This is a genomic window from Pollutimonas sp. M17 (assembly GCF_025836975.1).
Classification (GTDB): domain Bacteria; phylum Pseudomonadota; class Gammaproteobacteria; order Burkholderiales; family Burkholderiaceae_B.
The window spans coordinates 3,800,086-3,814,160 of record NZ_CP107548.1 but is presented as its reverse complement, the minus strand read 5'-3'; the positions used below and the strand labels follow the sequence as shown (position 1 = coordinate 3,814,160).

Below are 14,075 nucleotides of genomic sequence, written 5' to 3'. Positions count from 1 at the left end.
TTTTTGCTCAGGCCGATGCGGGCAGCCGCAGGTGGAACGCGCTGCCAAGGCCCTCGCGGCTTTCGACGGCAATCGAACCTTCGTGGCGCATGGCCACCGTGGCGACAAAGGCCAGGCCCAGGCCCGCGCCCTGGGGGCTTCCGCTCCCGTCTTGCGCAATGCGGCTGAAGGGCTGGAACAGGGTTGCCTGCTGGTCCGCCTGCATGCCGCGTCCCTGGTCGCGGATGGCCAGCAGCCAGTCGTCCGCGTCCCGGTCGATGCTGCATGTGACCAAGGTATGGTCCGCGCTGTACTTGAGCGCGTTGTCCAGCAGATTGCAGCACGCGCGCCGTAGCAGCGAAAGATCGCCCATGGTCCACGCCGCCTCGGGATGCCGGATGAACTGGATATCGATGCTTCTGTGGCGGGCCTGTGCCCAGAATTCGTCGATGCATTGGGCCACCAGCTCGACCAGATCGACGCGCCGGCGGGAAAGGGGAGCCGCTTCGGCGCGGGCCAGCTGGACGAAGCCGTCGACCAGGCCGAGCGTCCTGCCGGCATAGGCGTCGATACGCTCGAGTAACTCCTTTTGCGGCAAGGCCTTCCCGGGCTCTTGCTGCAGCTGCGTCAGCGCGAGGATGGACGTCTGCGGCGCCCGCATGTCGTGGGACAGGAAGCGCAGCGTTTCATCGCGCTTGCGATGGGCCATGCGCAGCTGCGCAATGGCGCCGTGCAGTTGCGCGATGCGCGCCGGAAGCGAGCCATCGGGCTGCGTTTCCGGCGGCGTGGCCGCATCGCCGGACCCTTGCCGTTCGGCCTGCAGCGCCAGGAGTTCGCGGTCGATATGCTGCAATGACGCTTCCTGGCTGCGCCAGCTCCATACCGGCAGAGCCAGGCCGATGCCGATCAGGCTGGCGGTAAGGGGAACCCAGATCCTGCCGTAGCGCATCAGCAGCCAGCAGCTTGCGAAGCTCAGCAGCAGCACGCCCATCACGGCCAGGAAGGATTGGCGCGGCGACAGCCGGCGCAGCGCCACGCAGGCCAGCAGCACAGGCAGGCAGGCCAACGCGGCGGCCAGCCAGCGCGGGGGGCTTAGGATCCAGTTGTCGCGGCGGGCGGCAAGCAGGGCGTTGGCCAGGATCTCCACCCCCGACATGGCTTCCCCCTGTCGCGAAAGGGGCGTGGGAAACGCATCGCCCAGTCCGGACCCCCATGATCCGACCAGCACATACTTGTCCTTGAACGCCAGGGGAGGTATCCGGCCGCCGAGGACGGCGGCGTAGGAATAAATGGTGAAATGGCCGGGAACGCCCACATAGGGAATCAGCAGGCGATCCTGGCCCTTGGCCTGGATGGATTCCATGGCCGCGGAGTCTCCGTGGTGCAGGGACAGCATGGCGGCGACGAAATGCTCGGCGCTCCGGCCGTCGCCCAATATCTGCCGCAGGGCCAGCGACCGGATGATGCCGTCGCCATCCGCCTGGATATTGATGTATCCCAGGGCGGCGGCCGATTCGGCCAGCGTGGCCACCGGTCCGACAGCCCGTCTTCCGTCAGCCTGCACGACCAGCGGCAGGACGACCTTGCCGTGCCGGCGTATGGCTTGCGCAAGCAGGGCATCGTCTTGTGGATAGGCCGGGTTGACATCGCTCAGCACCAGATCCAGGCCCACCACGCGCGCCTGATGCAAGACGCCCAGCAGTTGTGCGTGAAGCTGGCGGCGCCAGGGCCAGTAGCCGAAGTGGTCGATGCTGCCGTCGTCGATGGCGACAATGACGATATCGGTATCGGCGGCCGCATAGGCGGAGGCGGCCAGGGCCTTGTCGTAAAAGGCGTGATCCAGCCGGGCCAGGCCCAGGGCGCCGCTGAAATAGCTCAGGGCCATGGTCAGCGCCGCCAGCGCCAAGGTGACCGCCAGCCATTCCTTGCGTATCCGGCGTTCGAGGCCGCCCCAGAACCGCGTGCCGGCCGGTTGCGCCGCGTCCGGCATGACCTTAGTGTTCCGTCAGGAATACGAAGTGGCCGAAGCCGCTCAGGGCGGGCTTGCCGTCGGAGGTCCTGAGCAGCGAGCGGCCCTCGAAGGACTGGCTGGCGTCCCGGCCCATGATGCCGTCGCTGTCGACCGCCCGCAGCACGGCATAGTAGGTGCCCGCGCCGGGGGCGCTGAAGGTGACTCGCGGCTCGGTGAAACGCTGGCTGGAAAACAGCTGCTTGCCCTGCGGGTCGGCGGCCACCCGCAACAGGTAGGCGCTGGCGCCCGGCACCGGTGGGAAGGCAATGACCCAGCCCGCGCCGCCACGGCTTGCGGGCCCGAGTTCGGGCGCGGGAAGCAGTGCGCGCACGCCCAGCAGTTGCCCGCTGGAATCGATGGCGGCGCCCTGGCCCTGGCGCAGGGTGGCATTGCGCCCCTGGGAGGCGTCCAGCCGGGCCGAACCCTCGAGCACCTCGCTCTGGGCACCGGCGGCCTGGGCATGGACCCGCAAACGGGTGCCCCGCACGCCGGTGATGCTGACCGGCGTGCGGATCTCGAATCGTCCCACGCCTGTATCCGCCGGCGCGACCATGGATTCCAGCGAGCCTTGCCGCAGGGTGAAGACGGTATCGGTCAGGCCCGTACCCTTGAATACCCGCAGGCGTTCTATCGACAGCGACGAGGCGGCCGGTACGGACAGGGTGCTGCCGTCGGCCAGCATCAGGGTAAGGAAGCCATTCTCGCCGGTGGCCACCGTCTGGCCCTCGCTCAACTGATCCCCGGCCTTGACCGGGCGGTCATCCGCGAAGGCCGGCCCCGCCAGGTGGTCGACCCGGGCCTGCGAGGGCAGCTCGGGAATGAGGGAAAAAGGAATCTTCAGTTCGAGCCCGACGGGAAGCAGGGTGGGTTCCTGGACGGCATTGAGCGACTGAAGCACCGCCCAGTTGTCGGCCTTGTCGGTAAAGCGTTCCGACAGCGCGATGAGCGTGTCCCCGGCGACTACCCTGTACAGGAAGAGGTCGCCATGGGCGCCATGGGGCTGGGCCATGGCAGCCAGGGGAAGCAGGCTGGAAACTGCCAGGGCAAGCCGGCTTAGCAGCCGCGGCGGGAAGAGGAAGGCGCTCATGGAGTCGGGGGGTCGAGGTTGTCGCCGAGCAATTCCAGCCGATAGCCCAATGCATACGAGGAATTCAGCCGCAAGCCATGCTCGGGGCGCAGCTGCAGCTTGCGGCGAAGGTTGGACAGGTGCGTGTCCAGCGTGCGCGAGGTGGCGGGTATCTCGCGGTTCCAGACAGCCGTGCTCAATACATCCCGGGAAAACAGGCGGCCGGGATTGCGGAACAGCAGCAGGGCGAGTTCGAACTCCTTGGGCGCCAGCTCGATCTTGCGGCCCTGCAGCATGATGGCTTCAGCGGCCGGGTCGATTTCGTAGGCGCCGCACTGGAAGGACGACTGCTGCTGCACCGGCATGTAGCGGCGCAGCAGCGCCTCGGCCCGGGCGACGAGCTCGCCGGCGCGTATGGGCTTGCACATGTAATCGTCGGCGCCGGCCTGCAGGCCCTCGATCAGCTCTTCCTCCAGCGTCCGGTTGGTGATCAGCATGACCGGCATGGTCTGGCCCAGATTGCCGCGCACCCAGCGGACAATATCCAGGCCGCTGATGTCGGGCAGCTCCCAGTCGATCAGAAGCAGGTCGAAGGCATGCTGGCGCGACAGCGCGGCCAGCAGATCGGTGCCCGTCGCAAACAGGGCGCAATCGTGGCCGGCATTGCCGAGTATGGTTTGTATCAGCCGACCCTGATCCAGGTCGTCTTCGACGGAAGCGATATTCATGGGAAGGCGGGTAAGAGGTTTTTTTATTGCTTGGCACCAATGGTACGATACCGACCCAGTAGTGTCGAGCCGGGCCCCCGTGGCCGATTTGCCTCACACACCCCGGAAGTCGCGGTTTGGCCGTGCAAATGTTGACTGCCCGCGTTTTGCCGTGTTACGATGGCGAGCTTACTTTAAGGGGTGCTTTTGCCAAGCCCCTTCAAAAGCAGGAAGGATCCCCAAGGAAGATTTGAATCCAAGGAATCCAAGACGCCGGTAGTTCGGGCAATTTGCCCAGGCTGCCGGCCAGCTTTGCAGCAAGACCCGCTCTTTTACGTGATATTCGTGTCAGGCGGTTTTTGCGCAAACCGCCGTAGCTTGCCTGCCGTTTTGGGCAAGAGGCGCTTAACTCTATACGTAAAAGTACGCAAGTACGTAATTCGTAAATACAGGATGCGTAAAGGTCATGCCAACCATTAGCCAACTCGTGCGCAAGCCGCGCGAAGTCTCCCGCGAGAGCAGCAAGAGCCCCGCGCTCGAAAACTGCCCTCAGCGTCGCGGTGTTTGCACTCGTGTATACACCACCACTCCCAAGAAGCCCAACTCGGCTTTGCGTAAAGTCGCCAAAGTGCGCCTGACCAACGGTTTCGAAGTCATTTCGTATATCGGCGGCGAAGGCCACAACCTGCAGGAACACTCGGTGGTTCTTGTTCGCGGCGGCCGTGTCAAAGACTTGCCGGGTGTGCGCTACCACATCGTTCGTGGTTCGCTCGACCTGCAAGGCGTCAAAGACCGCAAGCAGTCCCGCTCCAAGTACGGCGCAAAACGCCCGAAGAAAGCCTAAGCTTTTCCATAGTCCAGCTAGTCTGGTCGCATCAGTGCAGCCATGGGCATGGGCCCATAGCATGTAAGTGACCATTTCGAATATGAATGGTCGTGGCCGCTCATAGCGGTTCAACTGAACTGTCACAAGGAAGTTAAAAATGCCTCGTCGTCGCGAAGTTCCCAAGCGTGAAATTCTCCCCGATCCCAAATTTGGCAGCGTAGAGCTCGCCAAATTCATGAACGTTGTTATGTTGTCTGGCAAAAAGGCCGTCGCCGAACGTATTATCTACGGCGCCTTCGACCAGATTCAGGCTAAAACTGGCAAAGAGCCCATCGAGGTGTTCAACACCGCGATTAACAACATCAAGCCTATCGTTGAAGTGAAAAGCCGCCGTGTAGGTGGCGCGAACTATCAAGTGCCGGTTGAAGTGCGCCCTGTGCGCCGCCTGGCGCTGGCCATGCGCTGGTTGCGTGAAGCAGCCAAGAAGCGTGGCGAGAAATCGATGGATCTGCGCCTGGCCGGTGAACTGCTTGACGCATCCGAAGGCCGTGGGGGCGCAATGAAGAAGCGTGAGGACACGCACAAGATGGCAGAGGCCAACAAGGCATTCAGCCATTTCCGTTGGTAATCTAAGGACACAATCATGGCCCGCAAAACCCCAATCGAGCGCTATCGCAATATTGGCATCTCTGCGCACATCGATGCAGGGAAAACCACCACGACCGAGCGCATCCTGTTCTACACCGGCGTCAACCACAAGATTGGCGAAACCCATGAAGGCTCGGCCACCATGGACTGGATGGAACAAGAGCAAGAACGCGGCATCACCATTACCTCGGCTGCCACCACGGCATTCTGGCGCGGTATGGCCGGCGATCGCCCCGAGCACCGCATCAACATCATCGACACCCCGGGACACGTCGACTTCACCATTGAAGTCGAGCGCTCCATGCGCGTGCTCGATGGCGCCTGCATGGTGTATTGCGCCGTGGGCGGTGTGCAGCCCCAGTCGGAAACCGTCTGGCGGCAGGCCAACAAATACGGCGTGCCTCGTCTGGCCTTCATCAACAAGATGGACCGCACCGGCGCGAACTTCTTCAAGGTCTACGACCAGCTCAAGCTGCGCCTGAAAGCCAATCCCGTGCCCATCGTGATCCCCATCGGCGCCGAAGACACCTTCACCGGCGTCGTCGACCTGGTCCGCATGAAAGGCATCATCTGGGATGAGGCCAGCCAGGGCACCAAGTTCGAGTACGTCGACATCCCGGCCGATCTCGTCGACGAGGCTAACGAATGGCGTGAAAAGCTGGTCGAGTCCGCGGCTGAAGCCAACGAAGAGCTCATGAACAAATACCTGGAAACGGGCGAGCTCACCGAAGCGGAAATCAACCTGGGCCTGCGCACGCGCACCATCGCCGGCGAAATCCAGCCCATGCTGTGCGGCACCGCCTTCAAGAACAAGGGCGTGCAGCGCATGCTGGACGCGGTCGTCGATTACCTGCCTTCCCCGGTGGATATCCCCCCGGTCCAGGGCGTGGACGACGATGGCAACGAAATCAGCCTGCCCGCGTCCGACGATGCCAAGTTCTCGGCGCTGGCGTTCAAGCTCATGAGCGATCCGTTCGTGGGTCAGCTGACCTTCGTGCGCGTGTATTCCGGCGTGCTGCATTCGGGCGAAACCGTCTACAACCCCATCAAGGGCAAGAAGGAACGCATCGGCCGCATCCTGCAGATGCACGCCAACAACCGCGCTGAAATCAAGGAGGTTCTGGCGGGTGACATCGCCGCCGTGGTCGGCCTGAAAGACGTGACCACGGGCGAAACCCTGTGCGACGTCGGCCAGCACATCCTGCTCGAGCGCATGGAGTTCCCCGAGCCCGTGATTTCGCAGGCCGTCGAACCCAAGACCAAGGCCGACCAGGAAAAAATGGGTATCGCGTTGTCGCGTCTTGCCCAGGAAGATCCGTCTTTCCGCGTTCGCAGCGATGAAGAATCCGGCCAGACCATCATTTCCGGCATGGGTGAGCTGCACCTTGAAGTGCTGGTCGACCGCATGCGCCGCGAGTTCGGCGTGGAAGCCAACGTGGGCAAGCCTCAGGTTGCCTACCGCGAAACCATCCGCAAGACCTGCGAAGAAATCGAAGGCAAGTTCGTCAAGCAATCCGGCGGCCGCGGCCAGTACGGCCACGTCGTGCTCAAGCTCGAGCCCCTCGAGCCGGGCGGCGGCTACGAATTCGTGGACGCGATCAAGGGCGGCGTGGTTCCTCGCGAATACATCCCGGCGGTCGACAAGGGCATCCAGGAAACCCTGCCTGCGGGCGTGGTGGCCGGCTACCCTGTGGTCGACGTCAAGGTTACGCTGTTCTTCGGTTCCTACCACGACGTGGACTCGAACGAAAACGCGTTCCGCATGGCCGCTTCCATGGCGTTCAAGGATGGCATGCGCAAGGCCAGCCCTGTGCTGCTCGAGCCCATGATGGCCGTTGAAGTCGAAACTCCGGAAGACTACGCCGGCACGGTCATGGGCGATCTGTCCTCCCGTCGCGGCATGGTGCAAGGCATGGACGACATCCCCGGTGGCGGCAAGATCATCAAAGCCGAAGTGCCTTTGGCCGAGATGTTCGGTTATTCGACCAGCCTGCGTTCGCAGACTCAGGGTCGTGCAACCTACACGATGGAGTTCAAGCACTACGCCGAAGCTCCGAAGAACGTTGCTGATGAAGTCATCAGCGCACGCGGCAAGTAATCAACCAGTTTCTGCCCGCCATGGCGCGGGCAGCTTATAAATTTTTTTGTTTCCTTGAAAACATTGATGGGATAAATCATGGCAAAAGGTAAGTTTGAACGGACCAAACCGCACGTAAACGTAGGTACGATCGGGCACGTTGACCACGGCAAGACGACGCTTACGGCGGCAATCACGACGGTGCTGGCCAAGGCGTTCGGCTCGGGCGAGGCCAAGGGCTACGATCAGATCGACGCGGCGCCCGAAGAAAAGGCGCGCGGCATCACGATCAACACCTCGCACGTGGAATACGAAACGGCGGCGCGCCACTACGCGCACGTTGACTGCCCGGGCCACGCTGACTATGTCAAGAACATGATCACGGGCGCGGCGCAGATGGACGGGGCGATCCTGGTGGTGTCGGCCGCGGACGGCCCGATGCCGCAAACGCGCGAGCACATCCTGCTCTCGCGCCAGGTGGGCGTGCCTTACATCATCGTGTTCCTGAACAAGGCCGACATGGTCGACGATGAAGAGCTGCTCGAACTGGTCGAGATGGAAGTGCGCGAGCTGCTGTCCAAGTACGATTTCCCGGGTGACGACACCCCGATCGTCAAGGGCTCGGCCAAGCTGGCTCTGGAAGGCGACGAAGGTCCGCTGGGCAAGGAAGCGATCCTGAAGCTGGCCGAAGCGCTGGACAGCTACATCCCCACGCCCGAGCGCGCGGTGGACGGCACGTTCCTGATGCCTGTGGAAGACGTGTTCTCGATCTCGGGTCGCGGCACGGTGGTGACCGGGCGTATCGAGCGCGGCATCGTCAAGGTCGGCGAGGAAATCGAGATCGTCGGTATCAAGGACACGGTCAAGACCACCTGCACGGGCGTGGAAATGTTCCGCAAGCTGCTGGACCAGGGCGAGGCCGGTGACAACGTCGGTATCTTGCTGCGCGGCACCAAGCGTGAAGATGTCGAGCGCGGCCAGGTGCTGGCCAAGCCCGGCTCGATCAAGCCGCACACGGACTTCTCGGCCGAGGTGTACATCCTGTCCAAGGACGAGGGTGGCCGTCACACGCCGTTCTTCCAGGGCTATCGTCCCCAGTTCTACTTCCGCACGACGGACGTGACGGGCACGATCGAGCTGCCGGCGGACAAGGAAATGGTGCTGCCGGGCGATAACGTGTCGATGAAGGTCAGCCTGATCGCGCCGATCGCCATGGAAGAAGGCCTGCGCTTCGCCATTCGCGAAGGCGGCCGTACGGTGGGCGCCGGCGTCGTCGCCTCCATCACCAAGTAAAGCTGCCAGGACGGGGGCAATATTGCCCCCTCCCCCTGTCTAATTCGTTCTTTAGGAATTCCCATGAAAAACCAGAAAATCCGCATCCGCTTGAAAGCGTTCGACTACAAGCTGATCGATCAGTCGGCCGCCGAAATCGTGGAGACAGCCAAACGCACGGGCGCCGTGGTGCGCGGTCCGGTGCCGCTGCCTACGCGTATCCGCCGTTACGATGTGCTGCGTTCGCCGCACGTCAACAAGACGTCGCGCGACCAGTTCGAGATGCGTACTCACCAACGCCTCATGGATATCGTCGATCCCACGGATAAAACCGTCGACGCCCTGATGCGCCTGGACCTGCCCGCAGGTGTGGACGTGGAAATCGCATTGCAGTAATCTGCTTGCGAGCACCTCGAGTGCAAGAAGTAGGACGCCATGCTCGAAACAGCATGGCGTTTTGCATTTTGCGCGGCGCAAGCGCCGCGACAGGACGGGTCATCAACAGCAAGGAGCCGGCCCATGAGCCGATGGCACAGATTTCTTGGAACGGCGGCGCTTGCCCTGGCGTGCGCGTCCGGCTCCGGCGCGGCCGCCGCGCAGACGGCATCCTGCAACCAGGGGCGTCCGGTCAAGCTGGCCGACCTGAACTGGGAAAGCGCGACCTTCACCACGCATGTCGTCGCCAAGCTGCTGAGCGCCGGCTACGGATGCCAGACAGAAGTCGTGCCGGGCACGCCCGCCGCTCTGGAGTCGGCGCTAGTGCAGGACGATGTGCAAGTCATTGCCGAAATATGGTCCGGCCGTTCGCCCATCATCGAAAAGGCGCTGCGCCAAGGCCAGATACAGATCGTGGGCGACACGCTGGCCGGCGGCGCGGAGCAAGGCTGGTACGTGCCCGACTACGTGGTCCACGGCGATCCAGCGCGCGGCATCGAGGCCATGGCGCCCGATCTCAAGGGCTGGCAGGATCTGCCGCGCTACAAGTCCCTGTTCACCGATCCGGAAGACCCCGGCAAGGGGCGTTTTCTGAACTGCCCTTCGGGCTGGGTGTGCGAGAAAACCAATAGCCGCCTGCTGCAGTTGCATGGACTGGACGACGATTACACGAACTTCCGGGCGGGCACGGGCGCGGCGCTGGACGCCGCCATCAGTTCGGCGTACGACCAGGGCAGGCCCATACTGTTCTACTACTGGCAGCCGGCGGGCCTGATGGCCAAATACGACTTCTACAAAATCCGGCAAGATCCCTTCAACAAGCCGTGCTGGGACGCCATCGTGAGCGGCGAGGGCAAGCTGTGCTCTTCCGACTTCCTGACGGCGCGGCTGGCGATCGCGACATCCACGCCCTTTGCCCGGAGCAATCCCGATATCATGGCTCTGTTCCAGAAGCTTCAGTTCGAGCCCCCGCTGCTGAACGGCATGATACTTGCCATGACCGAAACGCGCGAGGGAGGGGAGGCCATGGCCGACCGCTTCCTGCGCGAGCATCCCGAGATCTGGCACGCATGGCTTCCCGCCGAGGCGGCCGCACGCGTGGATGCGGCTTTGGGTGTCAAATCCCTGTCCGTCGCATCGGAAGGCGGAGACGGCATGGGCGCAACGGACGGCGCGGGCCTGCAAGCCGGTATTTTTCCCGACTGGTCCGCGGCGGCGTTCGTCAATCGGCAACTGATGGGGGTGGTCAAGGCGTATGGCGGCGTCTTCCGCCAAGCCAGCGGCTTCATGCTGACCACGGTCCTGCTGCCTGTGGAACGGGCCATGCAGGCTGTGCCGCCCTGGCTGTTCCTGGCACTGGTCGCCTTGCTGTCATGGCATGCCACCCGCAAGCTGGTGGCCACCGTGCTGTACGTGGCATGCCTGTATGCCATCGGAGCGGTGGGGCTCTGGGACAAGCTTATACAAACGTTCTCGCTGGTGCTGGTGTCAACGGCCATCTCCATCGTCATCGGTGTGCCGCTGGGCATCGCCGCCGCCCGTAGCCGCCTGCTGCGGCGCGTCTCCACGCCAGTGCTGGATGTAATGCAAACGCTGCCCAGCTTCGTGTACCTGATTCCGGTGCTGATGCTGTTCGGCCTGGGCAAGGTGCCCGCCTTGTTCGCCACCATCATCTATGCCGTGCCGCCGCTTATACGCCTGACCACCCTGGGTCTGCGCCAGGTCGATCACAACGTCATGGAGGCGGCGCAGGCATTCGGGGTGACGCGCTGGCAGATGCTGTTGCGGGTAACCTTGCCGCTGGCCCGGCCCAGCATCATGGCCGGCATCAATCAGACCACCATGATGGCCTTGTCCATGGTGGTGGTGGCATCCATGATAGGGGCCCGCGGCTTGGGTGAAGATGTGCTGGCGGGCATCCAGACGCTGGATGTGGGCCGCGGGCTGCAAGCGGGGGTGGCCATCGTCATACTGGCCATTGTCATCGATCGCATCACGCAGGCCTATGGCAAGCCGCGCCGCCTGCGCGGCAAGCCGCAAACCCGGAAACAGCCATGACTTCAGCCATAAAAATCGAGATACGCGACGTCTACAAGGTCTTTGGCGCAAAAGAGGCCCAGGCCGTGCAACTGCTCAGGCAAGGAGCGGACAAAACCACCGTGCAAGCCGAAACCGGCTGCAATGTCGGCCTGGCGGGCGTCAGTGCGGTCATCCCACAGGGCCGGATATCGTGCATCATGGGCTTGTCGGGATCCGGAAAGTCCACCCTGGTCCGGCATCTGAATCGCCTGATCGATCCGTCGGCGGGCGAAATCCTGATCGACGGAAGCAACATCCTGACCCTGACCATGCCCCAGTTGCGCGAACTGCGGCGCCATTCCGTCAGCATGGTGTTCCAGAGCTTCGGCCTGCTGCCGCACCTGAACGTCATCGACAATATCGCGTTCGGCCTGAACGTTCGCGGAGAGCCCCGCGCCCAGGCCAGAAAGACGGCCCTGAAATGGCTGGAGCGGGTCGGCCTGCCGGAGTACGAGAAAAGTTATCCGGACGAACTATCGGGCGGCATGCAGCAGCGCGTCGGCCTGGCCAGGGCCTTGGCCATTGATGCCGAGGTCTTGCTGATGGACGAGGCTTTTTCGGCCCTGGACCCCTTGATCCGCTACGACATGCAGGACCAGCTGCTGGCCCTGCAGCAGCGCCTGCAAAAGACCATAGTCTTCATTACCCACGATATCGAGGAAGCATTGCGGCTGGGCCAGCATATCGTGATTCTCCGCGACGGCAAGGTGGAGCAGGTGGGAACGCCGGACGACATCCGCAACCATCCCGCAAACGAGTACGTGGAACGGTTTGTGGTCCGGCGCAGCGCGGCCTAGTAGTACATGCGCAGGCCCAGCATCACGCGCCGTCCCGGCAAGGGCGCCGCCGATGAAATGAAGGAGGCGTGGTTGAAGGCCCGCTGATCCGCCAGGTTGGTGGCGCGCAGATAGGCGGTGTAGTCCACGGCGCCCGCCCTGCCGTCGTACTGGATCCCCAGGTTGAGCATGTTGTAGCCCGGCGTTTCGCTTTCGTAATCGGCCAGCCTGTCCTGGCGGAAGACGCGGTACGCCTCGGCATTGGCCGACCAGTTGCCGTTCAGGCGGGCATTCAGGCGGACGCCGGCACGGGCGGCGGGAATGCGCGGCAGCTTGCCGGAACGGCCGGTCAGGTCTCCGCGCACCATGTCGCCGAACACCGAGGCGGTCAGATACGGATTGAAGCGATAGCTGGCCTCGGCTTCGACACCCATGAAGCGGGCGTCGTGCTGCGTGTATTCGATCAGCCGGAAATCTTCATGGCGGTCCAGCGTATCCGCGTAGATGTAGTCCTTTACCTGATTGAAGAACACGCTGACGGCGAAACGCGCATCGCCGGCGTGCTTGCGCAGCGTCAGGTCGATATTGTGCGAGGTCTCCTGCTTCAGGTCGGCGTTGCCGATCTCGTAGGTGTTCGTGGCCAGGTGTATGCCGTCGGCATAGAGCTCCTGGGCGGTGGGCAGGCGCTGCGAACGCGATACCGACAGGGCCAGCGAGTACATGGGGGCGAAATCCCAGGTAGCCGCCGCCGACAGGGATGTGCCGTTCAGCGCGGACTTCGGCTGCGTGCCGTCGGGAGCGACCGACTGCCATTCCTGGCGGGCGCCCACCTCGAACCGCCAGTCCCGCAGCCGGTATTCTTCCAGCAGGAACACGCCCACGTTCTCCGTGACCGTCCTGGGCAGGAAGCTTTCCTCGCCCAGCGCGCTGAAATCGCTGCGCGAGCCCTGCACGCCGACCACGCCGCGCCATCCGGCAAGAGGTTCATGTTCCAGCTCCACGCGGGCGTCATAGCCGCGGTTCTTGAAGGTCGTCGCAACCGCGGCGCCTTCGATTTCCTGATGCTGGTAGTCGGTCAGGCCGCCGCGCACGCGGATCTTGCGGATGCCGGCGATGGGCTCGCGGTATTCTCCGCGCACATCGATTCTTTCGTTCTTCAGCCGGACAAAGGGCGCCGCTTCGCTGTGGTCATGATCGTGATCATGGTCATCATCATGGTGATCGTCATCCCCATGGCCCCCGCAATGCAGATGGCTGCCATGCGGATGGCAGGATTCATACTCATGGTTATGCCCAGGCAGGCCGTACTCGCTGCGGGTGCTGGTGTAGGCCATGCCGACAAACCCACGGCTGCCTATCCAGGACATGCCGACGCTGCCCGTCGTGCTTTCTTCGAACGAGCCCTTGACCCGCCCGTCCGGCCAGCCGCGAACCCGGTAGTCGTCGGCATGCCGCCTGAGTCCCTCGACATGAATGGCGAAATTGTCCTGGCCCGCCGTGATGCCGGCCGCCGCCGCCTTCTCGCTCGACCCGGTGGAGCCGCGCAGTTCGGCGTATCCCTCCACCCCCTTTTCCGGTATGGCTTCCGGGATCTTGTCGTCGATGACGTTGACCACGCCGCCTATGGCACCGCCGCCGTACAGCAAGGTGGCTGGTCCGCGCAGGACCTCGATGCGGCGCGCCAGCATGGGTTCGCTGGTGATGGCGTGGTCCGGCGAGATCCCGGAAGCGTCCATCAGTTCGGAGCCGTCGGACAGAATCTTCACGCGCGGTGCTGTCTGGCCGCGTATGACCGGACGGCTGGCGCCGGCGCCGAAGGTGTCGGCATGCACGCCCAGCATGCCATTCAGGGTGTCGCCCAGGGTGGCCTCGCGTTTCAATACCAGGGCGGAGCCGTCCAGCACTTCGGCCGGAGCGGCCACGGTATCCGTGGTCGGTCCAAGCGGGTTGGCGGATATGGTGATGGTTTCCAGTGTTTCCGGCGCATGCCCGCCTGGGTCCGGCGGAATGCCGGTTTGGGCGGCCAGGAGCGGGCTGAAGGTCAGGGCGAGCCCTGCGGCAAGCGGTCGGAATCTGGATGGCATTGTTTTCCCCGTGGTGAATGAATGGCGATTGGCCCAAATTCGTAATGTTATAACATAACATTACCTTAGTCATGCCGGAGCAGTTTCCGGTGGGCTGACCGCCAATGCGGGCCGG

Annotated in this window: 11 protein-coding genes; 7 read left to right on the top strand and 4 right to left on the bottom strand. The window is 63.4% G+C overall.

The window, feature by feature from the left end; genetic code table 11:
• Window positions 1-7: 7 nt before the first annotated feature.
• Genes OEG81_RS17850 through OEG81_RS17840 form a run of 3 tightly spaced genes read right to left on the bottom strand, consistent with a single transcriptional unit; the run spans window position 8 to window position 3,784 of the window.
• Complete coding sequence (locus OEG81_RS17850; RefSeq protein WP_264130601.1) at window positions 8-1,969, bottom strand: CHASE2 and HATPase_c domain-containing protein; 1,962 nt, start codon at window positions 1,967-1,969, stop codon at window positions 8-10.
• 4 nt (window positions 1,970-1,973) lie between these two features.
• A complete protein-coding gene (locus OEG81_RS17845) occupies window positions 1,974-3,077 on the bottom strand; it encodes a FecR domain-containing protein (protein WP_264130600.1) in 1,104 nt (367 codons plus the stop codon).
• Window positions 3,074-3,784: a response regulator transcription factor gene (locus OEG81_RS17840; protein ID WP_264130599.1), complete on the bottom strand. Its 711-nt coding sequence runs from the start codon at window positions 3,782-3,784 to the stop codon at window positions 3,074-3,076. The genes OEG81_RS17845 and OEG81_RS17840 overlap by 4 nt, the downstream gene beginning before the upstream one ends.
• A 445-nt stretch (window positions 3,785-4,229) precedes the next feature.
• Here OEG81_RS17840 and rpsL point away from each other — a divergent pair, with 445 nt between their 5' ends.
• The 7 genes from rpsL (at window position 4,230) to OEG81_RS17805 (ending at window position 11,897) form a co-directional block, all read left to right on the top strand.
• A complete protein-coding gene (rpsL, locus tag OEG81_RS17835) occupies window positions 4,230-4,607 on the top strand; it encodes a 30S ribosomal protein S12 (protein WP_041682771.1) in 378 nt (125 codons plus the stop codon).
• A gap of 139 nt (window positions 4,608-4,746) precedes the next feature.
• The gene (rpsG, locus tag OEG81_RS17830) at window positions 4,747-5,217 is read left to right on the top strand and encodes a 30S ribosomal protein S7 (RefSeq protein WP_180071599.1); all 471 of its coding nucleotides are present in this window, start codon (window positions 4,747-4,749) and stop codon (window positions 5,215-5,217) included.
• A 15-nt stretch (window positions 5,218-5,232) separates the two neighbouring features.
• A complete protein-coding gene (gene fusA / locus OEG81_RS17825) occupies window positions 5,233-7,335 on the top strand; it encodes an elongation factor G (protein ID WP_264130598.1) in 2,103 nt (700 codons plus the stop codon).
• A gap of 78 nt (window positions 7,336-7,413) precedes the next feature.
• Entirely contained in the window at window positions 7,414-8,607 is a 1,194-nt protein-coding gene (gene tuf, locus OEG81_RS17820) for an elongation factor Tu (RefSeq protein ID WP_264130597.1), read from the top strand.
• Window positions 8,608-8,670: 63 nt separating this feature from the next.
• Window positions 8,671-8,982 carry a 30S ribosomal protein S10 gene (gene rpsJ, locus OEG81_RS17815; protein ID WP_013743964.1) on the top strand — a complete coding sequence of 104 codons (312 nt, stop codon included), beginning with the start codon at window positions 8,671-8,673 and terminating at the stop codon, window positions 8,980-8,982.
• Between the two features lie 123 nt (window positions 8,983-9,105).
• A complete protein-coding gene (locus tag OEG81_RS18180; RefSeq protein ID WP_264130596.1) occupies window positions 9,106-11,079 on the top strand; it encodes a glycine betaine ABC transporter substrate-binding protein in 1,974 nt (657 codons plus the stop codon).
• On the top strand, window positions 11,076-11,897 hold the full coding sequence (locus OEG81_RS17805; RefSeq protein WP_264130595.1) for a betaine/proline/choline family ABC transporter ATP-binding protein: 822 nt from the start codon (window positions 11,076-11,078) through the stop codon (window positions 11,895-11,897). Before OEG81_RS18180 ends, OEG81_RS17805 begins: the two co-directional genes overlap by 4 nt.
• Here the strand turns inward: OEG81_RS17805 and OEG81_RS17800 are convergent.
• Entirely contained in the window at window positions 11,894-13,960 is a 2,067-nt protein-coding gene (locus OEG81_RS17800) for a TonB-dependent receptor (RefSeq protein WP_264130594.1), read from the bottom strand. The genes OEG81_RS17805 and OEG81_RS17800 overlap by 4 nt on opposite strands.
• Between the last annotated feature and the right edge of the window lie 115 nt (window positions 13,961-14,075).

What these genes read in the sequence shown, in the direction of transcription:
- OEG81_RS17850 (WP_264130601.1), bottom strand. Translation starts at nt 1,969, where the DNA reads ATGCCGGACGCGGCGCAACCGGCCGGCACGCGGTTCTGGGGCGGCCTC.
- OEG81_RS17845 (WP_264130600.1), bottom strand. Translation starts at nt 3,077, where the DNA reads ATGAGCGCCTTCCTCTTCCCGCCGCGGCTGCTAAGCCGGCTTGCCCTG.
- OEG81_RS17840 (WP_264130599.1), bottom strand. Translation starts at nt 3,784, where the DNA reads ATGAATATCGCTTCCGTCGAAGACGACCTGGATCAGGGTCGGCTGATA.
- rpsL (WP_041682771.1), top strand. Translation starts at nt 4,230, where the DNA reads ATGCCAACCATTAGCCAACTCGTGCGCAAGCCGCGCGAAGTCTCCCGC.
- rpsG (WP_180071599.1), top strand. Translation starts at nt 4,747, where the DNA reads ATGCCTCGTCGTCGCGAAGTTCCCAAGCGTGAAATTCTCCCCGATCCC.
- fusA (WP_264130598.1), top strand. Translation starts at nt 5,233, where the DNA reads ATGGCCCGCAAAACCCCAATCGAGCGCTATCGCAATATTGGCATCTCT.
- tuf (WP_264130597.1), top strand. Translation starts at nt 7,414, where the DNA reads ATGGCAAAAGGTAAGTTTGAACGGACCAAACCGCACGTAAACGTAGGT.
- rpsJ (WP_013743964.1), top strand. Translation starts at nt 8,671, where the DNA reads ATGAAAAACCAGAAAATCCGCATCCGCTTGAAAGCGTTCGACTACAAG.
- OEG81_RS18180 (WP_264130596.1), top strand. Translation starts at nt 9,106, where the DNA reads ATGAGCCGATGGCACAGATTTCTTGGAACGGCGGCGCTTGCCCTGGCG.
- OEG81_RS17805 (WP_264130595.1), top strand. Translation starts at nt 11,076, where the DNA reads ATGACTTCAGCCATAAAAATCGAGATACGCGACGTCTACAAGGTCTTT.
- OEG81_RS17800 (WP_264130594.1), bottom strand. Translation starts at nt 13,960, where the DNA reads ATGCCATCCAGATTCCGACCGCTTGCCGCAGGGCTCGCCCTGACCTTC.